This window comes from Pseudomonas sp. R9.37 (genome assembly GCF_963878885.1).
In the GTDB taxonomy this organism is placed as follows: Bacteria; Pseudomonadota; Gammaproteobacteria; order Pseudomonadales; family Pseudomonadaceae; genus Aquipseudomonas.
Genome location: NZ_CAWNZA010000009.1, coordinates 62,108 through 88,044, shown reverse-complemented (window position 1 = coordinate 88,044; position 25,937 = coordinate 62,108). Strand labels below are relative to the sequence as shown.

The following is a 25,937-nucleotide window of genomic DNA, read 5'->3' as shown; positions in this document are numbered from 1 at the left end:
TCCTTCACCGTGACTTATCAGGCAGGTTACCCCCATGCAGTTCAGCGAATTATTGGCAGCGATTTCCACCCACGCGATCCGTCTGCAACTGGAAGAAGGCGACCTGATCATCCTGGGCGACGACGAAGCGCTGGATGATGCGCTGTGGGATCAACTGATCGCGCACAAGCCGCGCTTGCTTGAGTGGGTGGCCGAGCAGGGCGGCGACTGGCTGAGCCCGGCCTACCGGATTACCCCGGACATGCTGCCGCTGGTCAGCCTCGACCAGTCGGCCATCGACCGTATCGTCGCGGCCATCCCCGGCGGCGCGGCGAATGTGCAGGACATCTACCCGCTGGCGCCGCTGCAGGAAGGCATGCTTTACCATCACCTTTCGGCGCAGCAGGGCGACCCTTACGTGCTGCACGCGCAGTTTGTGTTCGACAGCCGCGCACGCCTGAGCGCCTTTGCGCAAGCGTTGCAATGGGTCATCGACCGTCACGATATCCTGCGCACCTCCATGGCGTGGGAGCGCCTCGACGAGCCGCTGCAAGTGGTATGGCGCAAGGCAAACCTGGTGTGCGAAGAAGCGCACTTCAAGGGCGGCGACGCCCTGGCCCAATTGCTCGCGCGCTACGACGCACGCACCTACCGCATGGACCTTGGCCAGGCGCCGCTGCTGCGCCTGGTGTTTGCCGACGACCCGGCCAACAGTCGGGTGGTGGCGATGCTGCTGTTCCACCACACCATCCTCGACCACACCGCCCTTGATGTGGTGCGCCATGAAATCCAGTTGTACCTGGCCGGCGAGCAAGCCCAGGCGGGTGCGCCGGTCGCGTTTCGCGGCTACATCGCCCAGGTGCGCCACGGCGTCAGCGAGCAGGCGCACGAGGCGTTCTTCCGCGAAATGCTGGCCGATATCGATGAGCCGACCTTGCCCTTCGGTTTGCAGGATGTGCAAGGCGATGGGCAGGGCATCGACGAGGCACGCATCCCCGTGGACAGCGCCCTCAGCCGGCGTCTGCGCAGCCTGGCGCGACCATTGGGCGTGAGCGTGGCGAGCATGATGCACCTGGCATTGGCGCGTGTATTGGGCGTGGTGTCCGGTCGTGACGCGGTGGTGTTCGGCACGGTAATGCTTGGCCGTATGGGCGCCGGCGAAGGCGGTGAGCGGGCCCTGGGCATGTTTATCAATACCTTGCCATTACGCGTGGATGTGGGCGAGCAGGGCGTGCGCGCCGGGGTCAAGGCCACCCATGCGCGTCTGACGGCTTTGCTCAACCACGAACATGCGTCGCTGGCCCTGGCTCAGCGTTGCAGTGGTGTGGCGGCGCCGACGCCGCTGTTCAGCGCCATGCTCAATTACCGTCACAGCGCCGCTACCGATATGGCCGCTGTCATCGACGTGGCCGAAGGCATCCAGGTGCTCGGCGCCCAGGAGCGCACCAACTACCCGCTGACCGTCAACGTGGATGACCTGGGCGAAGACTTTGCACTGACGGTGATGGTCGATGCCGTCATCGGCGCAAAACATGTCGCGGCTTACCTGCACACCGCGCTGCACAGCCTGGCCGATGCGTTGGAGCAGCGACCGGATCAGCCGCTGAGCGGCCTGAATATCCTGCCTGACACCGAGCGCCACCACCTGCTGCACCGCCTCAATCAAAGCCCCGCGCACTACGCCGACACCGCCCTGATCCATCAGCAAGTCGAAACCCATGCCGCCGCCCGTCCCGAAGCCATCGCCGTGCGCTTCGACACTCAGCGCCTGACCTATCGCCAACTCAATGAACGCGCCAACCAGGTCGCCCACCGTTTGCTTGCGCAAGGTGTGCGCCCGGATGACCGCGTGGCGATCTGCGTTGAACGTGGCCCCGAGATGATCATCGGTCTGTTGGGCATCCTCAAGGCCGGCGCCGGTTATGTGCCGATTGACCCGGCTTACCCGCTGGAGCGCATCGCCTACACCCTGGCTGACAGCGAACCGCTGGCCGTGCTGGTGCAAGCCAACACCCGCCACTTGGTGGGCGAGCTGGCGCAGATCGACCTCAACAGCCTGCGCGGCGAATCCATCGTCAACCCGCGCATCCCCCTCAGCCCGGCGAACCTGGCCTACGTGATCTACACCTCGGGCTCCACCGGCCTGCCTAAAGGCGTGATGATCGAACATCGCCAGGTCGCACGGCTGTTCACCGCCACTGACCACTGGTTCGGTTTCAACCGCAATGATGTATGGGCGCTGTTCCATTCCTTCGCGTTCGATTTCTCGGTGTGGGAAATCTGGGGCGCGCTGATGCACGGCGGCCAATTGCTGATCGTGCCGCAACTGGTCAGCCGTTCGCCGGATGAGTGCTACGCGCTGATCTGCGACGCGGGCGTGAGCATTCTCAACCAGACGCCAAGCGCGTTCCGCCAGTTGATTGCGGCCCAAAGCGCCCAGTCGCACTCCTTGCGTCAGGTCATTTTCGGCGGCGAAGCCCTTGAGCCCGGCATGCTTAAGCCGTGGTACGCCCGCGCCATCAATGCCGGTACGCAACTGGTCAATATGTACGGCATCACCGAAACCACCGTGCACGTGACCTATCGCGCGCTGGAGGCCGCGGACGCGCAGTTGGTCGGCGTCAGCCCGATAGGCGTGCGCATTCCCGACCTGCAGCTGTACGTGCTGGATGAGCGTCGCGAGCCGTTGCCGTTTGGTGTGGTCGGCGAGCTGTACGTCGGCGGCGCCGGGGTGGCGCGGGGTTACCTCAACCGTGACGCGCTCAATGCCGAGCGTTTCCTGGCCGACCCGGCCACCGGCCTGCGCATGTACAAGACCGGTGACCTTGGCCGCCTGCTGCCCGACGGCAGTGTCGAGTACCTGGGCCGCAACGACGACCAGGTGAAGATCCGTGGTTTCCGTATCGAGCTGGGTGAAATCCAGGCGCGTCTGGCCACCGCCGACGGCGTGCGTGATGCGGTGGTGATTGCCCGTGAAGACGCACCGGGCGACAAACGCCTGGTGGCCTACGTGATCGCCGAGCGTGAACTTGGGGCTGCCGAGCTGCGTGATCACCTGCTGCTCAGCCTGGCCGAGTACATGGTGCCCAGCGCCTTCGTACGGCTGGATCAATTCCCGCTGACCACCAACGGCAAACTCGACCGCAAGGCCTTGCCCGCACCGGACGCCGACGCGCTGGCGCGGCGTGACTATGCCGCCCCGCAAGGTGCGGTTGAAGCCGCCATCGCCAGTATCTGGCAGCAGTTGTTGAAGCTCGACAAGGTCGGCCGCGACGATAATTTCTTCGAACTCGGCGGCCACTCGCTGCTGGCGGTCAAGCTGATCGAACGCATGCGTCAAGTGGACTTGAGCTGTGATGTGCGCGTGCTGTTCGGCCAACCCACGTTGGCTGCACTGGCCGCGGCGGTGGGCGGGCAGCAGGAGGTGCAGGTGCCGGCCAACCTGATCGTCGACCCCTGCGAGCGCATCACACCGGACATGCTGCCTCTGGTGGTCCTGGACCAGGCCGCTATCGATCACATCCTCGAAAGCGTGCCTGGCGGCATTGCCAACGTGCAGGACATCTACGGTCTGGCGCCGTTGCAGGCCGGCATTCTTTACCACCACCTGGCAACCACCGAGGGCGACCCCTACGTGTTGCAGGTGCAGTTGCGCTTTGCCGACCAAGCGGCGGTGGATGCGTTTATCCAGGCGCTGCACAGCGTGATTGAACGCAACGACATCCTGCGCACCGGGATTGTCTGGGAAGGCCTGGATGAACCGGTGCAGGTAGTGCTGCGCCAGGCACCCTTGGCGGTTGAGCGCATTGACGCGCACGGCCTTGATGCCCTGGCGCTACTGCAACAACGCTTCGATCCACGCCATTATCGCCTCGACCTGTCGCGCGCTTCACTGATGCACTTTGGCTACGCCGAGCAGCAGGGCGGTTACGTCGGCATTCTGCTGCTGCACCACATCCTGCTCGACCACACCGCCTTGCAAGTGCTGGTCGAAGAAATGAGCGCCAGCCTCGCCGGCACCAGCGCGCAACTGCCGGACGCGGTGCAGTACCGCAACTACGTGGCCCAGGCGCGCTTGGGGGTGACGCAGGCGCAACACGAAGCCTTCTTCAGCGACATGCTGGGCGATATCGACGAGCCGACGCTCGCGTTCGGTTTGCAGGACGTGAATGGCGACGGCAGCGGCATCGTCGACGCGCACGTGCCACTGGAGCCGGCGCTCAGTCATGGCCTGCGCGAACAGGCGCGGCAACTTGGCGTGAGCACCGCCAGCCTGGTGCACCTGGCCTGGGCCCAGGTGTTGGCCCAGGTCTCCGGCCAGCAGGACGTGGTGTTCGGTACCGTGTTGCTGGGCCGTATGCAGGGCGGCGAAGGTGCCGACCGTGCGCTGGGGATGTTCATCAACACCTTGCCGCTGCGCGTCAGCCTCGGCGCCGTCAGTGTGCAAGCCGGCGTGCGCGCCACCCACGCGCGCCTGGCGCAGTTGCTTGGGCATGAGCATGCCTCACTGTCGCTGGCACAGCGTTGCAGCGGCGTACCGGGTTCGTTGCCGCTGTTCAGCACGCTGCTCAATTACCGCCACAGCGCGCCGGGCGAAGCCCCGGGAGACAGCCCGTTCGCCGCGTCCGGGATCGAGATTCTCAGTTCGCAAGAACGCAGCAACTATCCGCTGGTGCTGAACGTCGATGACCTGGGCAGCGGGTTTTCCCTGACCGTGCAGGGCGTGAACAGCCTGGATGTACAGCGCGTGGGCGCCTACATGCTCACCGCGTTGAGCCATCTGGTGACCGCGCTGCAACAAGCGCCGACCACACCCTTGCAGGCCGTGTCGATCCTGCCGGCTGCCGAACGCCACCAACTGTTGGTGGCTTTCAACGCCACCGCGCGTGACTACCCGTCGCAGCTCACGGCGCACCAACTGTTCGAAGCTCAGGCGCTGGCCCGTCCCGACGCTGTGGCGGCGGTGCAGGGCGCGCTGTCGTTGAGTTATCGCGACCTCAATCGCCGTGCCAACCGCTTGGCCCACCACCTGATCAGCCAGGGCGTGCAGCCGGGCGAAAGCGTGGCGATCGCACTGCCTCGCTCGCTGGATTTACTCGTGTGCCAACTGGCGATCCTCAAGTGCGCGGCGGTGTATGTGCCGCTGGACGTCAATGCGCCGGTCGAGCGCCAGGCCTTCATGGTGCAGGACAGCGGTGCGCACCGCGTGCTCAATACCCTGGCCGACCTGAACCTGGACGCGCAGTCGCCGCGCAACCCCGACCTGGCCCAGTCGGCGCAAAGCGTGGCGTACATCATGTACACCTCCGGCTCCACCGGTGCCCCCAAAGGCGTGCAAGTGCCGCACCGCGCGATCTCGCGCCTGGTGCTGAACAACGGCTATGCCGATTTCAATGAGCGCGACCGCGTGGCATTCGCCTCCAACCCGGCCTTCGATGCCAGCACCCTCGACGTGTGGGCGCCGTTGCTCAACGGCGGTTGTGTGGTGGTGGTCGAGCATGCGGTGCTGCTGTCCCAGGCGGCGTTTGCCTCGCTGTTGCAGGAGCAAGCCGTCAGCGTGTTGTGGATGACCGCAGGCCTGTTCCATCAATACGCCGATGCGTTGCTGCCGGTGTTCCGCCAACTGCGCTACCTGATCGTCGGCGGCGATGTACTCGACCCGCAGGTGATCGGCCGTGTGCTGCAGCACGGCAAACCCCAGCATCTGCTCAATGGCTATGGCCCAACCGAGGCCACCACGTTCTCCACCACCTTTGAAATCACCGCGCCGGGTGCGGGCAGTATCCCGATTGGTCGCCCCATCGCGAATGCCCAGGCCTACGTGCTCGACGCGCGCCAGCAACCGCTGCCGCTGGGTGTGGTTGGCGAGCTGTATATCGGCGGCGCCGGTGTGGCCAACGGGTATTTGAACCAGCCGCAATTGACGGCAGAAAAATTCATTCCCAACCCCTTCGGCGAAGGCCTGCTGTACCGCACCGGCGACCTGGCCAGCTGGCAGGCCGACGCTACCTTGCTGTACCAGGGGCGTAACGACCTGCAAGTCAAGATCCGCGGTTTTCGTATCGAGCCGGGCGAAATCGAAACCTGCCTGGCCGCGTTCCCCGGCGTAAAAGACGCGGTGGTGCTGGCCCGCGAAGACGAGCCGGGCGACAAGCGCCTGGTGGCGTATTACACCGCCCAGGCACCCTTGGACATCCAGGCACTGCGCGCTCATCTGCAAGGCCGGTTGCCGGACTACATGGTGCCGTCGGCCTACGTGTGGCTGGCACTGTTGCCACTGACCGCCAACGGCAAGCTCGACCGCAAGGGCCTGCCCGTACCCGATCAGAGCGCGCTGCTCAGCCGGGGTTACGAGGCGCCGGAGGGCGAGGTGGAAACCTTGCTGGCGCAGATCTGGCAGGACGTGCTCAAGCTTGAGCGTGTCGGCCGGCATGATCATTTCTTCGAGTTGGGCGGGCATTCCTTGCTGGCGGTGAGCCTGATTGAGCGCATGCGTCAGGTGGGCTTGAGCGCGGATGTGCGTGTGCTGTTCAGCCAGCCAAGCCTGGCGGCGCTGGCAGCGGCAGTCGGCAGCGGGCGTGAGGTCGAGGTGCCTGCCAATGGCATTCCAGCCGGCTGCGCCCAGATAACGCCGTCGATGCTGACCCTGGTGCAACTCGACCAGGCGGCGATCGAGCGCATCGCCGCCACGGTGCCGGGTGGCGCGGCCAATGTGCAGGATATCTACCCGCTCGCGCCGCTGCAGGAAGGCATTCTTTATCACCATATCAGCGCCGAGCAGGGTGACCCGTACCTGTTGCAGTCGCGCATGGCGTTTGACAGCCTTGAGCGTTTGCACGCCTTCATGGGCGCGCTGCAACAGGTGGCGGCCCGTCACGATATCCTGCGCACCGGCGTGGTCTGGGAGGGTCTGGACAGCCCGGTGCAAGTGGTCTGGCGCGAGGCTCGGCTGGTGGTGCAAGAGGTTGTTCTGGACCCGGCTGAGGGCGGCGTTATCGAGCAACTGCACGAACGTTTCGATGCCCGCCACTATCGCCTGGACATCACCCAGGCGCCGCTGCTGCGCATGGTCTATGCCCAGGACCCGGCGAATAATCGGGTCGCGGCAATCCTGTTGTTCCATCACCTGGCGCTCGACCATACCGCCATGGAAGTGGTCGGCCAGGAGATGCGTGCGTTCCTGTTCAACCAGGCCGAGGCACTGCCTGACGCTGCACCGTTTCGCAACTACGTGGCCCAGGCGCGCCTCGGTGTCAGCGTGGCGGAACACGAGCAGTTCTTTTGCGACATGCTCGCCGATGTCGATGAGCCGACCTTGCCCTTTGGCGTGCAGGACGTGCAGGGCGACGGCCGCGCTATCGAAGAGGCCGAACAGCCGCTGGACGCCGCGTTGGCAATGCGGGTGCGTGAACAGGCGCGGGTGCTGGGGGTGAGTGCGGCCAGCCTGATGCACCTGGCGTGGGCGCAAGTGCTGGGGCTGGTGTCCGGGCGTGATGAGGTGGTGTTCGGCACGGTGCTGATGGGGCGCATGCAGGCAGGTGAGGGCGCTGACCGTGCGTTGGGCATGTTCATCAACACCTTGCCGTTGCGCGTCGATGTGGCGTGCGCTGCTGCGGCGGCCGTCAAGGCGACTCATACCCGCTTGAGCGCGCTGCTGGGGCACGAGCATGCGTCGTTGGCCCTCGCCCAGCGTTGCAGCGGCGTACCGACGGCCGTGCCGTTGTTCAGCGCCTTGCTCAATTACCGTCACAGCACCCCCGGCGAAATGGCCCGCGATGGCCACGGCATCTGGGAAGGCGTGCAACTGCTGGGCGGTGAGGAACGCAGCAATTACCCGCTGACCCTCAGCGTCGATGACTTCGGCACAGGCTTTGGCCTGAGCGTGCTGGCACTGCCGCAGATCGGCGCCCAGCGCTTGTGTGGCTACATGCACGGCGCCGTGGAGCAGTTGGTGGCGACGTTGGAACGCTCGGTGAGCACCCCGCTAAATCAATTGCCAGTGCTGCCGCCGGCAGAGTGCGAAACCCTGCTGCGCGAATTCAACGCAACGGCCGCAGACTTCCCGACCGGGCACACCGTGCACGGCGCCTTCGAAGCCCAGGTCGAACGTCAGCCTCACGCGATTGCCGTGCAGCAGGACGGCGAAGTCCTGACCTATCAGCAGCTCAATCAACGCGCCAACCAGGTGGCCCACCACCTGTTGACACTCGGCGTGCAGCCGGATGACCGTGTCGCGATCTGCTGTCGCCGTGGCCCGCAGATGCTGGTCGGGCTGCTGGGCATTCTCAAAGCCGGCGCCGGCTACGTGCCTATCGACCCGGCTTACCCCGCCGAACGTATCGCCTACCTGTTGCAGGACAGCACGCCGGTAGCGGTCTTGGCCGAGGCAAGCACCCGTGACCTGCTGGGCACGCAGGCCACTGTCGACCTGTTCGACGAGTGCTTGCGGCACCACGCCGTCAGCAACCCGCAGCTGGCCGGCCTGACCCCGGCGCACCTGGCTTACGTGATCTACACCTCCGGCTCCACCGGCCAGCCCAAAGGCGTGATGGTCGAACACCGCACCGTGGAAAACCTGGTGCACTGGCATTGCGAGGCCTTCGGCCTGGACGCGCGCAGCCACACCAGCAGCGTCGCCGGGTTTGGCTTTGACGCGATGGCCTGGGAGGTCTGGCCAGCACTCTGTGCAGGCGCGACCTTGCACGTGCCGCCTGCGGAGGTCGGCAATGAAAACATCGACGAATTGCTCGCCTGGTGGCTGGCGCAGCCACTGGACGTCAGCTTCCTGCCCACGCCAGTGGCCGAGTACGCCTTCAGTCAGAACCTGCACCACCCGACCTTGCGCATCCTGTTGATCGGCGGTGATCGCCTGCGTCAATTTACCCAGGAGCGGCGCTTTGCGGTCATCAACAATTACGGGCCTACCGAGGCCACGGTGGTCGCCACCTCCGGCCGCGTGCGCGCCGGGCAGGCGTTGCATATCGGCCGGCCCATCGCCAATGCCAGCGTGTACGTGCTCGACGCACAGTTGCGCCCGGTGCCGGTGGGTGTCGCCGGTGAGCTGTATGTGGGCGGCCGTGGCGTGGCGCGGGGGTATTTGAACCGCCCGCAGATGAGCGCCGAACGCTTCCTGCAGGACCCGTTCAACCCTGGGCGCATGTACCGCACCGGTGACCTGGTGCGCTGGCTGCCCGACGGCAATATCGAGTACCTGGGCCGTAACGACGACCAGGTCAAAGTGCGCGGTGTGCGCGTCGAACTCGGCGAAATCGAAAGCCGCCTGGCCGCGCTGGACGGTATCCGCGAAGCCGTGGTGCTGGTGCGCGAGGGGCGTCTGGTGGCCTGGTTCACCGAACATTGGCCGCTGGCGATTGAAACCGTGCGTGCGCAACTGCAGCAACAGCTGCCCGACGCGCTGGTGCCAGCAGCCTACGTCAGGCTCGACACGCTGCCGCTGACCGCCAACGGCAAGCTGGACCGCAAGGCCTTGCCGCAACCCGACCAAGCCGCGTTGCCGAGCCGCGATTACGCAGCGCCGGAAGGCGCGGTGGAAACCACCCTGGCGCGGATCTGGGCCGAGGTGTTGCAGGTGGAGCAAGTCGGCCGGCATGACCACTTCTTCGAATTGGGCGGTCATTCGCTGTTGGCGGTCAGCCTGATCGAACGCATGCGCCAGGTCGGCCTCAGTGCTGACGTGCGTGTGCTGTTCAGCCAGCCCACGCTCGCGGCGTTGGCCACCGCCGTGGGCAGTGGCCGCGAAGTGCAGGTGCCGGCCAACCGCATCACCGCCGACTGCCAGCGCATCACCCCGGACATGTTGCCGTTGGTGGAACTCGACCCCTCAACCCTCGACGACGTCGTCAGCCGCGTGCCCGGCGGCGCTGCCAATGTGCAGGATATCTACCCGCTGGCGCCGTTGCAGGAGGGCATTCTCTACCACCACATCACCGCCGAGCAGGGCGACCCGTACCTGCTGCAATCGCACCTGGCGTTCGACAGCATTGAGCGCCTGAACGCCTTTGCCCAGGCGCTGCAACAGGTCATCGACCGCCATGACATCCTGCGCACCGGCGTGGTCTGGGAAGGCCTGGCGCAACCGCTGCAAGTGGTGTGGCGCAAGGCTGAACTGCCGCGTGAAGAGCTGCACCTGCAAGGCGATGTACTGGCCGGCCTGCATGAGCGTTTCGATGCGCGACGCTATCGCCTGACGCTCAGCCAGGCGCCGTTGATCAGCCTCAAGTACGCCCGGGACCCGGCCAACCAGCGGGTGGTGGTGGTGCTGCTCTATCACCACATCGCCCTCGACCACACCGCATTCGACGTGGTGCTGCGCGAAATGCAGGGCCACTTGCTTGGCCACGCCGCGCCAACAGCGGCGCCGATGCCGTACCGCAACTACGTGGCCCAGGCGCGTTTGGGCGTAAGCGAACAGGAACATGAAGCGTTCTTTCGCCAGATGCTCGGGGATGTCGATGAGCCGACCTTGCCGTTCGGCTTGCAGGATGTGCGCGGCGACGGCAACGCGATCCAGGAACACCGCCTGCGCCTGGACAGTGACCTCAACCGCCGGCTGCGCGCCCAGGCGCGGTTGCTGGGCGTGAGCACGGCGAGCCTGTTCCACCTGGCGTGGGGCCAGGTACTGGCGGCCACCTCGGGTCGCTACAGCGTGGTGTTCGGCACGGTGCTGGTGGGTCGCATGCAAGGCGGCGAGGGCGCCGACCGCGCGCTGGGGGTGTTCATCAATACCTTGCCGCTGCGCCTGGACATCGACGCACAAGGTGCGCGCGCTGCGGTGCGGGCCACCCATGCACGGCTTACCGCGCTGCTGGGGCACGAACACGCGTCGCTGGCGCTGGCCCAGCGCTGCAGCGGCGTGGCAGCCCCGGCGCCGTTGTTCAGCTCAATGCTCAACTACCGCCATCGCGGCGCCGCCACGCGGTCGGTCGAGGCGCAGCAGGCCTGGGAAGGCATGCAGACGCTGGTCAACGACGGGCGCACCAACTACCCGCTGACCTTGAACGTGGATGACCTGGGCGATGGTTATGACGTCACCGCGCTGGCGCAAATCGACGCGCAACGCGTGTGCGCTTACATGCAGACCGCTTTGTCAGGGCTGGTTGAAGCCCTTGAGCAGGCGCCGCATCAACCGCTCAATCGCCTGCCGATTGTGGGCAGTGAGGAACGGCAAAAACTGCTGGTGGAATTCAACGCCACCGACGTCAACTACAACCTCGACCAAACCCTGCACGGCCTGTTCGAAGCCCAGGTCGAGCGCACGCCGCAGGCTGTGGCGGTCAAGTCCGGCGATCAGCAACTGACCTACAGCGCGCTCAACGAGCGCGCCAACCGCCTGGCCCATCAGCTGCGTGAAAGGGGCGTGCAGCCGGATTCGCGCGTAGGCATCTGCGTGGAGCGCGGCCTGGACATGGTCATCGGCCTGTTTGCGATCCTCAAGGCCGGCGGCGGCTATGTGCCGTTGGACCCGGCCTATCCTCGCGAGCGCCTGGCCTACATGCTGCAAGACAGCGCGCCGGTGGTGGTGCTCGCGCAAGACACCACCCGCGCGTTGCTGGGTGAGGTGCCGGTGATCAACCTGGACCACTCCACCTGGCAGCACCAACCCGCTGGCAACCCCCACGTGCCGGGCCTTACCGCCCGGCACCAGGCCTATGTGATCTACACGTCCGGCTCCACCGGCCAGCCAAAAGGCGTGATCAACGAGCACACCGGGGTGGTCAACCGCCTGCTGTGGATGCAGGACGCATACGGTCTCAAGGCCAGTGATAGCGTGCTGCAGAAAACCCCGTTCAGCTTCGACGTGTCGGTGTGGGAGTTCTTCTGGCCGCTGTTCACCGGCGCACGCCTGGTCATGGCGCGCCCGGGTGGCCATAAAGAGCCTGAGTACCTGTGCGAAGTGATCGAGGCCGAACAGATCACCACGCTGCATTTTGTGCCCTCGATGCTTGACGTGTTCCTGGCCCACGGCGATGTCAGCCAGGCGGCCGGCCTGGTGCGCGTAATGTGCAGCGGCGAAGCCTTGCCGGGCAGCCTGGTGCGGCGCTTCAAGCAGCTACTGCCGGGCATCGGCCTGTACAACCTGTACGGCCCCACCGAAGCGGCCGTGGACGTGACCGCCTGGAACTGCGCGCGTCCCGAGGTGCCGGACAACACGCCGATCGGCAAGCCGATTGCCAACACGCGCATGTACCTGCTGGATCCGCAGTTGCAGCCGGTGCCGTTGGGCGTGGTCGGCGAGCTGTTTATCGGCGGCGTGCAAGTGGCGCGTGGCTACTTGAATCGCCCCGAGCTGACTGCCGAACGCTTCCTCAAGGACCCCTTCACGAATGGGCGCCTGTACCGCACCGGCGACGTTGGCCGCTACTTGCCCGACGGCAATATCGAGTACCTGGGCCGCAACGATGACCAGGTGAAAATCCGCGGCCTGCGCATCGAGCTGGGGGAAATCCAGGCGCGACTGCTCGAACATGCGCAGGTCAACGAGGCTGCGGTGGTGGCCCGCGAAGACCGGCTGGTCGCTTACTACACCGGCGTACCCACCGACATCGAGCAACTGCGCGCGCACCTGCTGCAGCACCTGCCGGACTTCATGGTGCCCGCGCTGTTCATGCACCTTGACGCGCTGCCGCTGAGCCCCAACGGCAAGCTCGACCGCAAGGCCTTGCCTGCGCCGGGCATGGACGCGCTGATCGTACGCGAGTACGCGGCGCCAGAGGGTGATACCGAGATCCTCCTGGCCCGGCTGTGGGCCGAGTTGCTCAACGTCGAGCGGGTCGGGCGCCATGACAACTTCTTTGAACTGGGCGGGCACTCGCTGCTGGCCGTGAGCTTGATCGGACGCCTGCGCCAGGAAGGCCTGGAAGCCGATGTGCGGGCGTTGTTCGAACAGCCGACGCTGGCCGGCTACGCCGCCATAACCGAACGAATGGAGATCGTCCTGTGAGCATTTCTGAGCTGTTGGCGACGCTGAAAACCAAGGATGTGCAACTGGCGCTCAAGGGCGAACAGTTGTCGGTGCAGGGCAATAAACAGGCGCTGAGCGACCCGGCGATTCTTGCCGCGTTGCGCGAGCACAAGCCGGCGTTGATCGAGTTGATCAAGGCCGGTGAGTATTCGCCGACCAAGGCCGGTGAAGTGACGGTGCCGGCCAATGGCATCCCGGCGGGCGCCGAGCGCATCACGCCGGCCATGCTGACCCTGTCGACCCTGAGCCAGGACGAGATCGACCGCATCGTCGCCACAGTCGATGGCGGCGTGGCGAATATCCAGGATATCTACCCACTGGCGCCGCTGCAGGAAGGCATTCTGTTCCATCATGTCAGCGCCGAGCAGGGCGACCCGTACGTGATGCAGTCGCAGTTTGCGTTCGACAGCCTGGCGCGTTTTGAGGCCTTTGCCCACGCCCTGCAAAGCGTGATGAACCGCCACGACATCCTGCGCACCGGCGTGGTCTGGGACGGGTTGCAGGAACCGTCGCAAGTGGTCTGGCGCCAGGCGCAACTGCCGGTGCAGGTGTTGGCGCTGGACCCGGCTGACGGCGATATCGCCGCGCAGTTGCACGCGTTGTTCGATGCCCGCCACTATCGCCTCGACGTGACCCAGGCGCCGCTGCTGCGCCTGGTGCGTGCCGAAGATCCGGCCAATCAGCGCATCGTCGCCACCTTGCTGTTTCACCACATGGCCCTCGACCACAGCGCCCTGGAAGTGGTGTGCCATGAAATGCAGGCGTGCCTGCTGGGGCAGGGCGCAGCGCTGGGCCAGGCGGTGCCGTTTCGCAACTATGTGGCGCAGGCGCGGTTGGGGATCAGCGAGCAGGAGCACGAAAGTTTCTTCCGCCAGATGCTCGGCGACATCAGCGAGCCGACCTTGCCATTTGGCCTGCACGACGTGCAAGGCGATGCCCGCGGGATTGCCGAAGTCAGCCTGCCCCTGGCACCACAGCTGGGCCAGCGCCTGCGTGCGCAGGCCCGGCAACTGGGGGTGAGCGCCGCCAGCCTGTTCCACATGGGCTGGGCACAGGTGCTGGGTGTACTGGCCGGTAAAGAGCACGTGGTGTTTGGCACCGTATTGATGGGCCGCATGCAGGGCAGCCATGACACCGATCGGGCACTGGGCATTTTCATCAACACGCTGCCGTTTCGCGTGGACGTGGGCGCCGAGGACGTGCGCGCCGGGGTCAAGGCCACCCACGCGCGGCTGACCACCTTACTGCGCCACGAACACGCCGCGTTGGCCCTGGCCCAGCGCTGCAGCGGCGTGGTCGCGCCGACGCCGCTGTTCAGCGCGTTGCTCAATTACCGCCACAGCGCCCCGGCCGCCAGCGCCGCTGCCGTGTCGGCCTGGCAAGGTATCGCGGCACTCAGCGCCGAAGAACGCACCAACTACCCGCTGACCCTGAGCGTGGATGACCTCGGCGAAGGCTTTGCCTTGAGCTTGCTCGCCAGCACCCAGGTGGACCCGCAGCGCGTCTGCGCCTACCTGCAAACCGCGCTGGAAAACCTCGTGACTGCGCTGGAGCAGGCGCCACAGACACCGCTCAATCAAGTCTCGGTCGTGCCCGCCGCCGAACAACAACAAGTGCTGGAGCAGTTCAACGCGACCCACGCCGACTTCCCTCAAGGCACCACGCTGCACGGGCGTATCGAAGCTCAGACGGCCTGCACGCCCGAGGCCATCGCCGCCGTGCAGCAAGGCCGCCAACTGACCTACGCCGAGCTGAACCAGCAAGCCAACCTGTTGGCCCATCACCTGCTGGCGCTGGGGGTCAAGCCCGACGACCGCGTGGCCATCGTCGCCCGCCGTGGCCTGGATACCCTGGCCGGGTTGCTGGCGATCCTCAAGGCCGGCGCCTGCTATGTGCCGGTGGACCCGTCCCACCCGGCCGAACGCCTCAATTATTTGCTCACCGACAGCGCGCCGGTGGCGGTGCTGACGCAACAGGGGCTGCTGGACCGACTGCCCGCGCTGCCAGTGCCGGTGATCAACCTGGACCGCTTTACCTGGCAGCATCATTCGGCGAGCAACCCCACGGTCGATGTCACGCCCTCCAACCTCGCCTATGTGATCTACACCTCCGGTTCCACTGGCCTACCCAAAGGCGTAATGGTCGAACACCACACCGTGGCCAACCTGGTGGACTGGCATTGCCGCGCCTTTGACCTGTGTGCCGGGCGCCACACCGCCAGTGTCGCCGGTTTCGGCTTTGATGCGATGGCCTGGGAAGTGTGGCCGGCGCTGTGTGTCGGCGCGACCCTGCACCTGCCGCCGGCCAATGACGGCACCGAAGACATCGACGCCTTGCTCGCGTGGTGGTGCGCGCAGCCGTTGGACGTGTGCTTTTTGCCCACGCCGGTGGCCGAGTACGCCTTCAGCCAACAGATCGAACACCCGACCTTGCGCACCTTGCTGATCGGCGGTGATCGCCTGCGCCAGTTCGCGCGGACCCAGCGTTTTGAGTTGATCAATAACTACGGGCCCACCGAGGCCACGGTGGTCGCCACGTCCGGCAAGGTGGAGACGGGCCAGCCGCTGCATATCGGCAAGCCTGTTGCGAATGCCACGGTGTACTTGCTGGATGAGCAGCAACGGCCGGTGCCGCTGGGGGTTGCCGGCGAGCTGTACGTGGGCGGCAAAGGCGTAGCGCGCGGTTACCTGAACCGCCCTGAGCTGACGGCCGAGCGCTTCGTGCAGGACCCGTTCAACGCTGGGCGCATGTACCGCACCGGCGACCTGGCGCGCTGGCTGCCGGACGGCAATCTCGAGTACCTGGGGCGTAACGACGACCAGGTGAAGATCCGTGGCGTGCGCATCGAGCTGGGCGAGATCGAAACCCAGCTCAACCAATTGCCGGGTATTCAGGAAGCGGTGGTGCTGGTCCGTGAGGACCGGCTGGTGGCGTATTTCACTGAAAACCCGTCGTTCGCGCCGTTGGCGGTTGGCGATATCCGCGCCCATCTGGTGGCGCAGCTACCGGACTACATGGTCCCGGTTGCCTACGTGAAGCTCGTGGCATTGCCGCTCACCGCCAACGGCAAACTCGACCGCAAGGCCTTGCCCGCGCCGGACATGGCTGCGGTGTTTACCCGCGAGTACGAGGCGCCCCAGGGCGAGATCGAAAGCGTGCTGGCGCAGATCTGGGCCGATGTACTGCACGTGGCGCGCGTCGGGCGTCGCGACCATTTCTTTGAGTTGGGCGGGCACTCGTTGCTGGCAATGCGCATGGTTTCCCAGGTGCGCCAGCGTCTGGGTGTCGAGCTGATCCTTGGCGACCTGTTCGCCAATGCCGAGCTGGCGGCGGTCGCCGAAGTCCTGGCCCAATCGGGGCGCAGCACGTTGCCGGATATTCTCCCGGCCAGCCGCGATGAACCCGTGCCACTGTCGTTCGCCCAGCAGCGCCTGTGGTTTCTGGCACTGATGGAAGGCGCCAACACCGCCTATAACATCCCCATTGGCCTGCGCCTGCGTGGGCAGTTGCATGTCGAGGCGCTGCAACGGGCGCTGGCGCGGATTGTGGCGCGCCACGAAACCCTGCGCAGCCGCTTTGCTCAACACGGCGACGACGCCCAGGTGCTGATTGTGCCGGCCGAAGACGTGCTGCCGCTGCAAGTGCAGGACCTGCGCCGCCACCCACAACCCCAGCAGGCGCTGGATGCCTTGATTCACGGCGAAGCCTCGGCGCCGTTCGACCTGGAGCGCGGCCCGCTGCTGCGCGGGCGGCTGGTGGTGATGGCCGACGAACACCATGTGCTGTTGCTGACCTTGCACCACATCGTCTCCGACGGTTGGTCGATGGGCGTGCTGACCCGCGAGCTGATGGCGCTGTACCAGGCCTTCAGTCACGGCCTGCCCGACCCGTTGCCGCCGCTGGCGATCCAGTACGCTGACTTCGCCGTGTGGCAACGCCTGTGGCTGAGCGGCGACGTGCTGCAGCGCCAGAGCAGCTATTGGCAGCAGGCGCTGGCAGGCGCGCCGGCCTTGCTGACGTTGCCCACCGACCGCCCGCGCCCGGCGCAGCAGGATTACGCCGGCAGCAGCGTCGAAGTGCGCCTGGATGAACGCCTCACCGCCGGGCTCAAGGCCTTGAGCCAACGCCATGGCACCACGCTGTACATGACCTTGATGAGTGCCTGGGCCTCGCTGCTGGCGCGGCTGTCCGGGCAACACGACCTGGTGATCGGTTCGCCGGTGGCCAACCGCACGCGCAGCGAGGTTGAAGGGCTGATCGGCCTGTTCGTCAACACGCTGGCAGTGCGCATCGACACCTCGGGCGAGTTGAGCACCGAGGCGCTGCTGGCGCGGGTCAAGGCGCTGACGCTGGAAGCCCAGGCCCATCAGGACCTGCCGTTCGAACAGGTGGTGGAAATCACCCGGCCGCCGCGCAGCCTGGCCCACAGCCCGTTGTTCCAAACCCTGTTGACGTGGCAGGACAGCAGCGCACCGACCCTCGCATTGGGCGACCTGGCCCTGGAAGGCATCGTCGAAAACAGCCACTTTGCCAAATTCGACCTGTCGCTGAACCTTGGCGAAGTGCAGGGCAGCATTCTTGGCGCGCTGGAATATGCGGTGGCGCTGTTTGATGAGTCGACCGTGCAGCGTTACGTCGGCTACTTCACCCGCGTGTTGCAGGCGATGGTCGAAAACGACCAGGCGGTGCTTGAGCATGCGTCGCTGGTCGATGACCGTGAGCGTCAGCACCTGCTGTTTGATTTCAACGCCACCGAGGTCAATTACAACCTCGACCAGACCCTGCACGGGATGTTCGAGGCGCAGGTCAAGCGCACCCCGGACGCGATTGCAGTCAAGGCCGGCGAACGGCAGCTGACTTATGCCGAGTTGAATGGGCAGGCCAATCAGTTGGCCCATCACTTGCTGGCGCTGGGTGTGCAGCCGGATTCGCGCGTGGCCATTTGCGTGGAGCGCAGCCTGGAAATGGTCGTGGGCCTGTACGCCATCCTCAAGGCGGGCGCCGCGTATGTGCCATTGGACCCGGCCTACCCGCTGGAGCGTATTGCCTACATGCTGCAGGACAGTGCGCCGGCAGTGGTGTTGGCTCAAGGCTCTACGCGTGAGTTGCTGGGTGCGGTGCCGGTGGTCGATCTGGACCACCCTTGCTGGCAGCACCAGCCGCTGGATAACCCGAAGGCAGTGGGCGTGACGGCGTATGTGATCTACACCTCCGGTTCCACCGGCCAGCCCAAGGGCGTGATCAACGAACACGCCGGGGTGGTCAACCGCCTGCTGTGGATGCAGGACGAATATGGCCTCAAGGCGCAGGACTCGGTGCTGCAGAAAACCCCGTTCAGCTTCGACGTGTCGGTGTGGGAATTCTTCTGGCCGCTGTTGACGGGCGCACGGTTGGTGATGGCGCGCCCTGGCGGGCATAAAGAGCCTGAGTACCTGTGCGATGTGATCGAGGCTGAGCAGATCACCACGCTGCACTTTGTGCCGTCGATGCTGGATGTATTCCTGGCCCATGGCGATGTGCGCCAGGCGGCGGGGCTGGTGCGTGTGATGTGCAGCGGCGAAGCCCTGCCGGGCAGCCTGGTGCGGCGCTTCAAGCAGCAGTTGCCGGGCAGTGAATTGCATAACCTGTATGGCCCGACTGAAGCGGCGGTGGATGTCACGGCGTGGAATTGCGCGGGCGCAGTGACGCCGGACAACACGCCAATCGGCAAACCCATTGCCAACACGCGCATGTACCTGCTCGACAGCCAGTTGCAGCCGGTGCCGTTGGGGGTGGTCGGCGAGTTGTTCATCGGTGGCGTGCAAGTGGCGCGCGGTTATCTGAATCGGCCTGAGCTGACGGCCGAGCGCTTCCTGAATGATCCCTTTACCCGCGGACGCATGTACCGCACCGGTGACGTCGGGCGCTACTTGCCGGACGGTAATATCGAATATTTGGGCCGCAATGATGACCAAGTGAAGATCCGCGGTTTACGCATCGAGCTGGGCGAGATCCAGGCCCGCCTGACCGAGTACCCGTCGATCAATGAAGCGGTCGTCATCGCCCGCGAGCAACGCCTGGTGGCGTACTACACCGGTGCGCACTGCGAAATCGACGTGCTGCGCAGCCATCTGCTGCACCAGTTGCCGGAGTTTATGGTGCCGGCGATTTTCGTCCATCTCGACGCCTTGCCACTGAGCCCCAACGGCAAGCTCGACCGCAAAGCCTTGCCGGAGCCAGGCCTGGAGTCGGTGGTGGTGCGCGAGTACGAGGCGCCCCAGGGTGATACCGAAATTGCCCTGGCCAGCCTGTGGGCCGAGCTGCTCAACGTGGAACGTGTGGGCCGTCACGACAACTTCTTCGAGTTGGGCGGGCACTCGTTGCTGGCCGTGAGCCTGATGGGGCGCATGCGCCGCCTCGGGTTGTCGGCGGATGTGAAGGTGCTGTTTGGCCAGCCGACCTTGTCGGCCTTGGCGGCGGCGCTGGGCAGCGGGCGTGAAGTGGCGGTGCCGGCCAATGGCATCGCACCCGGCTGCACGCACATTACGCCGGACATGCTGCCCCTGATCCAGCTGGATCAGCCGGCCATCGAGCGCATTGTCGCCCGCATCCCCGGCGGGGCGGCCAATGTGCAGGACATCTACCCGCTGGCGCCGTTGCAGGCCGGCATTCTCTATCACCACCGCGCCGTACTCGAAGGCGATGCGTACCTGCTGCAGGCGCAGTTTGCGTTCGACAGCCGGGTGCGCTTGCAGGCCTTTGCCCAGGCGTTGCAGGCGGTGATCCAGCGGCATGATGTGCTGCGTTCCTCTTTCCATTGGGATGGCCTTCATGAACCGGTGCAGGTGGTTTGGCGTGAAGCCTCGTTAAGCGTCGAAACAGGGCCGTTGCCGTCGCGTCTCGATGTGGCTCAAGCGCCGCTGATGCGCCTGGTTTACGTGCAGGAACCGCAGCGCGTGGTGGCGACCTTGCTGTTTCATCACCTGGTGATGGACCACATCGCGCTGGACATCCTGCAGCACGAACTGCAGGCGTTTCTGTTGGGTCGCGACGCGGCGTTGGGCGCTGCAGTGCCGTACCGCAATTACGTGGCCCAGACCCGTTTGGCGGTTAACGATCACGAGGCGTTTTTCCGCGACATGCTCGCTGAGATCGACGAGCCCACCGAGGTCGAAAACCTGGGTGTCGATGAAAAAGCGCATCTGACCATCGACCCTCAGTTGAGCCAGCGCCTGCGCACCCAGGCCCGTCAAGCGGGCGTGAGCGCCGCCAGCCTGATGCACCTGGCCTGGGCCCATGTGCTGGGCAAGGTCAGCGGCCGCGAGCGTGTGGTGTTCGGTACCGTGATGCTCGGCCGTCTGCAGGGCGGCGAAGGCGCCGAGCGCGCCATGGGCGTGTTTATCAACACCTTGCCGCTGCGGGTCGATCTGGGTGAGCACTCGGTGCGTACGGCGTTGCGTGCGACTCATGCTCGCCTGACCCAACTGCTCGGCCATGAGCACGCGCCGCTGGCGCTGGCCCAGCGTTGCAGCGCAGTGCCGGTGGCGACGCCGCTGTTCAGCGTGCTGTTCAACTACCGCCACAGCGCGGCGCAAACCGGCGGCGTGGCGCAGGCCTGGCAGGGCATCGAGTTGCTCAAGGCCGAGGAACACACCACCTACGGGCTGTCGGTGAGTGTCGATGACCTCGGCGACGGGTTCAGCGTGCACGCCATGGGGCAGGGTGCCCGACGTTTGTGTGGCTACCTGCACCAGGCACTCGAACACGTGGCGCATGCGCTGGAGCACAACCGTGAAATCGCCATCAGCCGCCTGCCGATACTGCCCAGCGCCGAACGCCAACAGCTGGCGGTGTTCAACGCCACCGCGCGTGCATTCCCCCGCGAGCACACGGTACAGCGCCTGTTCGAAGCCCAGGCGCAGGCGCGGCCAGACGCGCTGGCGGCGTTGCATGGCGAGCAGGCAGTGAGCTACGGCCAATTGAACACCCGCGCCAATCGCCTGGCCCATCACCTGCTGAGCCTGGGCGTGCGGCCCGCCGATAACGTGGCGATCCTGCTGCCGCGCTCGCTCGATCTGCTGGTCAGCCAACTGGCGGTTCTCAAATGCGCGGCAGCCTATGTGCCGCTGGATATCCACGCGCCGGCCGAGCGCCAGGGCTTTATGCTGCAGGACAGCGGCGCGAGCTGGCTGCTGACCCGCAGCGACGCGTCCATCGATTACGCCGCCCGGCGTCTGGACCTGGACACCCTGACTCTTGACCCGCAACCGAGCCACAACCCGGACCTGTCACAGTCCTCGGACAGTGTGGCGTACATCATGTACACCTCCGGCTCCACGGGTACGCCCAAGGGCGTGTTGGTGCCGCATCGCGGTATCACGCGGCTGGTGCTCAACAACGGCTACGCCGACTTCAATGCGGCCGACCGCATTGCCTTCGCCTCCAACCCGGCGTTCGACGCCAGCACCATGGACGTGTGGGGCGCGTTGCTCAACGGTGGGCAGGTACAGGTGATCGACCACGCGACCTTGCTCGACCCGGCCGCGTTCGGCAGTGCGCTGCAGGGCGCGACTGTGCTGTTCGTCACCACGGCGCTGTTCAACCAGTACGTGCAGCTGATTCCGCGAGCGCTGGCCGGCTTGCGCATGTTGCTCTGCGGCGGCGAGCGCGCCGACCCGGCGGCGTTCCGCAGCCTGTTGGCGCAGGCGCCAGGGCTGCGTTTGGTGCATTGCTACGGGCCGACGGAAACCACCACCTATGCCACCACCCATGAAGTGCAGGCGATTGCCGATGACGCCGACAGCGTGCCCGTCGGCCGGCCGATTTCCAACACGCACATTCACGTGCTGGATGCCTGGTTGCAGCCGGTGCCGGTGGGGGTGACCGGTGAGATCTGCATCGGCGGCGATGGCGTGGCCAGGGGGTATTTGAACCGCCCTGAGCTGACCGCTGAAAAGTTTGTCGACGACCCCTTCAACGCCGGTGCCTTGATGTACCGCACCGGTGACCTTGGTCGCTGGACCCAGGAGGGTTTGCTGGAGTGCATCGGACGCAATGACGACCAGGTGAAAATCCGTGGTTTTCGTATTGAGCTGGGTGAGATCGAAGCGCGCCTGGCGACCTTCGCGGGTATTCAGGACGTGGTGGTGCTGGCGCGTGAGGACGTGCCGGGTGACAAGCGCCTGGCGGCTTACTTCACCTGGGCTGACTTACCTGTTGACCTCGACAGCGTGCGGGCGCACCTGCAAGGCCAGCTGCCGGACTACATGCTGCCATCGGCCTATGTACCGCTGGCGCATTTGCCACTGACGGCCAATGGCAAGATCGACCGCAAAGCCTTGCCGGTTCCGGCGCTGGACGCGTTGAATCGCCGTGATTTCGAAGCGCCTGGCGATGCGCTGGAACAGCAACTGGCCAACCTGTGGGCCGAAGTCTTGAAGCTGGAGCAGGTTGGGCGACATGACAGCTTCTTCGAGCTGGGCGGGCATTCGTTGCTGGCAATCCGGCTGGTCAACCTGATGGAAGAGGCCGGGTTGCAGGTGTCCCTGGCTGAGCTGTTCCAGCATGCCAGCGTGGCTGGCGTCGCGGCGATGCTGCAGCAGCGCACGCAGGCGCCGGCGCGCGAGACGTCGGTGATTACCGTGCGCAGCAGCGGTTCGCAGCCGCCGCTGTTTCTGCTGCATGAATTCAGTGGCATGGACGTGTACTTCCCGGCGCTGGGCCAACACCTGCCCGGCGACTATCCCATTTATGGCCTGCCGGGTGCGGCGCTTGGCGAAGCGCATCTGAACACCATGGAAGGCCTGGCCGCGCGCCTGGTCGGGTTGATTCGGCGCATCCAGCCCCACGGGCCCTATCGGCTCGCGGGCTGGTCGTTTGGCGGCGTGCTGGCCTATGAAGTGGCGATGCAATTACTCGGGCAGGATGAGGCGGTGGCCTTCCTCGGCTTGATCGACAGCTATGTGCCGCGCATGACCGATCAGGGCAAGGCGCGCTGGAGCGGGCCGGATGCGCTGAAACGGCATTTGTTGCTGCAGTGCACGGCGTATTGGAAAGCACAGGGAGGTGTGGATGAGCTGGCGAGCCTTGAATACTTGGAGGCGGGCATTGGACAGCTGGACTTTGCGGGCCTGCTGCAACGCTGTCGCGATCAAGGTTTGCTATACGCGCAAATGGCAGCGGCTGCGGACGCGGACCTCTTGAGTTTTATCGAACGGGAGGTCGGGCATGGGCATGCGCTGGCGCATTACAGCCTGTTCCCGTTGCCGGTCGCGGTGCATTTGTTCAGCGCGCAAGAGCGGCCCACCGAGTTGTCGCGGCGCAGTGTTTCGCTGGGGTGGGAGGATGCGTTGGCGCCTGGGCAGTTGCGCCGGGTGGAGGTGCCAGGCGATCACCAGAGCATGATGCAGGCGCCGCATATTCAGGCGCTGGGGCGGGCGATGAGCGAGGCGTTGGCCGAGTGTTTGCCGGTGGCGCAGGTGGCGCATCAACCGCTGCTGCGCATTCAGAGTGGGCGGGCAGGGTATGCGCCGGTGTTCTGCGTGCCGGGTGCGGGCGATAGCGTCACCGGGTATGTGGGGTTGAGCGAAGCGCTGGGGCGTGACTGGCCGCTGTTCGGCTTGCAGCCGCGCGGGCTCGATGGCCAGGCGGTGCCGCATAGCCAGGTCGAAGCGGCGGCGCAGTGTTATCTGGCGGCGCTTGCACAGGAGTGTCCGCAGGGGCCGGTGCACTTGGTGGGGCACTCGTTTGGCGGCTGGATCGCGTTGGAGATGGCGCTGCGGTTGCAGGCGATGGGCCGTGAGGTGGCGTCGTTGACGGTGATTGACAGCGAAGCGCCGGGCGGCGCCGGGCGGCCTTACACCACCACGGCGGCGATGTTGCGATTGATCGAGGCGATGCAACTGGCCGCCGGCAAGTCGCTGGGTATCGACCGTGTGGACTTTGCTGGGCGTGATGAAGTGGCGCAGCGGCAATGGCTGCATGCGGCAATGGTGGGCGTTGGGCTGTTGCCGGGGCGCTCTGCGGTGGATGCCATGGACGGACCGGCGCGCACTTATGCCGCGGCGTTGCGCACGGTGTATCAGCCGCATCAGCGTTACCACGGCGTGGTGCGGTTGGTGTTGGCTGAGGACCCTTCGCTGGATGCGGCGGGCAATCAGCGCGAACAGAGCCTGATGATTGAGGGGTGGCGACGGCAGGGCAGCGGGCTGGAAGTTTGGTATGGGCCGGGGAACCACTTTACGTTGCTTAAAACGCCGAACGTTCAGGGGTTGGCGCGGTGGTGGCTTGAGGGTGTGGTGATTGGGGAGGTGGTGTCGTGAGCGGCATACACCGATCTGAAGGTGGGAGCTGGCTTGCCGGCGATAGCGGTGCGGCAGTGTACCTATCCATTGCTGCGGTCACGGCCACTTATGGTTCCGCTCTTACAGCGGGTCACTTTTGTAAAGACACAAAAGTAACCAAAAGGTCTTCGCCCCACCACTCGGCACCTCGCTTTGGCTCGGTGTGCCCTCATGCAGGCTTTGGAGCGTGGGCCGCCGCGATGGGCCATCCTTGGCCCAACGCGGCTAACCCGGCGTCCTGCCGGGTTACCCACGCTCCAAAGCCTGCGTTCGGCCAGCGTGGTTTAACGGGGCGTCTCAGAGCAAGATCAAGGTCAAAAGCCAATCAAGAGCCGCTTGATCTGTTCCTGACGCGTGGCGCTCCTGAGGTGGGAGCTGGCTTGCCTGCGACAGCGGCGTATCAGCCCGACGTAGGGCGCCAGACACTCAGCAACCGCAGGTAATCCAGCGGCCACGCCAGGCCGTTTTCGCTTCAGACCCTCTTCATCTTTTTATGGTCATTTATGGATAAGTCAACGTTTCGCAAACTCGGAATGCTCGCGGTACTGGCGGTTGCCATCGGCCTTGTCGTGTACACGGTGCAAGCGCCCGCCGACACACCGCAATACCTCACCGCCACGGCTGAACGGGGCGATATCGAAAATGCCGTATTGGCCACGGGCGTGCTCGAAGGCATCAAACAGGTTGACGTCGGCGCCCAGGTTTCGGGGCAGTTGAAGTCGCTCAAGGTGAAGGTTGGTGACAAGGTCAAAAAAGGCCAATGGCTCGCCGAAATCGACCCGCTGATCCTGCAAAACACCTTGCGCAAAGCCCAGGTCGATGAAGAGAACCTGCAGGCCCAGCGCCGCGCCACGGCGGCGCAGCTCAAGCAGGCCAAGTCTGTCTACGAGCGCTACAAAGGCTTGCAGATCGACGAGTCGGTGTCGCGTCAGGATTTTGAAGACGCGGAATCCACCTTCCAGGTGCAGCAAGCCAACCTGCTGTCCCTGGATGCGCAGATCAAGAGTGCGCACATCCAGATCGACACCGCCAAGGTCAACCTGGCCTATACCCGCATCGTCGCGCCCATTGACGGGGATGTGGTCGGCATCGTCACCCAGGAAGGCCAGACCGTGATCGCCAACCAGCTGGCGCCGGTGCTGCTCAAGCTGGCGGACCTGGACACCATGACCGTCAAGGCGCAGGTGTCCGAGGCGGATGTGATCCACATCAGCCCGGGCCAGCAGGTGTATTTCACCATCCTCGGCGAGGCCGACAAGCGCTACTACGCCAAGCTGCGCGGGACCGAGCCGGCGCCGCAGAACTTCCTCGAAACCCAGACCGCCGGCACGCCCAAGCAGAACACCGCGGTGTTCTACAACGCGCTGTTCGACGTGCCCAACCCTGACCATCGCCTGCGCATCGCCATGACCGCTCAGGTGCGTATCGTGCTCGACACCGCCCAGGCCGCGCTGATGGTGCCGGTGGCGGCACTCGGCTCGCGCAACGCTGATGGCAGCTACCCGCTGCGCGTGCTGGATGCCAAGGGCAAAGCCGTGTCGCGGGATGTGAAGACAGGGATCAACAACAACGTCAAAGTGCAGATTCTGGACGGCCTGGTCGAGGGCGATAAGGTCGTGATCGGTGACGCATCGCCTGTTGCGGCGGGGAACTGA

General features: G+C 65.3%; 3 protein-coding genes. All 3 read left to right on the top strand.

The annotated features are described in order from the left end of the window. The first annotated feature begins 34 nt into the window (after nt 1-34). The 3 genes from AACU78_RS06315 (at nt 35) to macA (ending at nt 25,937) form a co-directional block, all read left to right on the top strand. Complete coding sequence (locus AACU78_RS06315; protein WP_106580320.1) at nt 35-12,940, top strand: non-ribosomal peptide synthetase; 12,906 nt, start codon at nt 35-37, stop codon at nt 12,938-12,940. Beyond that, on the top strand, nt 12,937-24,261 hold the full coding sequence (locus tag AACU78_RS06310; RefSeq protein WP_106580319.1) for a non-ribosomal peptide synthetase: 11,325 nt from the start codon (nt 12,937-12,939) through the stop codon (nt 24,259-24,261). Before AACU78_RS06315 ends, AACU78_RS06310 begins: the two co-directional genes overlap by 4 nt. Before the next feature lie 524 nt (nt 24,262-24,785). Continuing rightward, the gene (gene macA, locus AACU78_RS06305; RefSeq protein WP_106580318.1) at nt 24,786-25,937 is read left to right on the top strand and encodes a macrolide transporter subunit MacA; all 1,152 of its coding nucleotides are present in this window, start codon (nt 24,786-24,788) and stop codon (nt 25,935-25,937) included.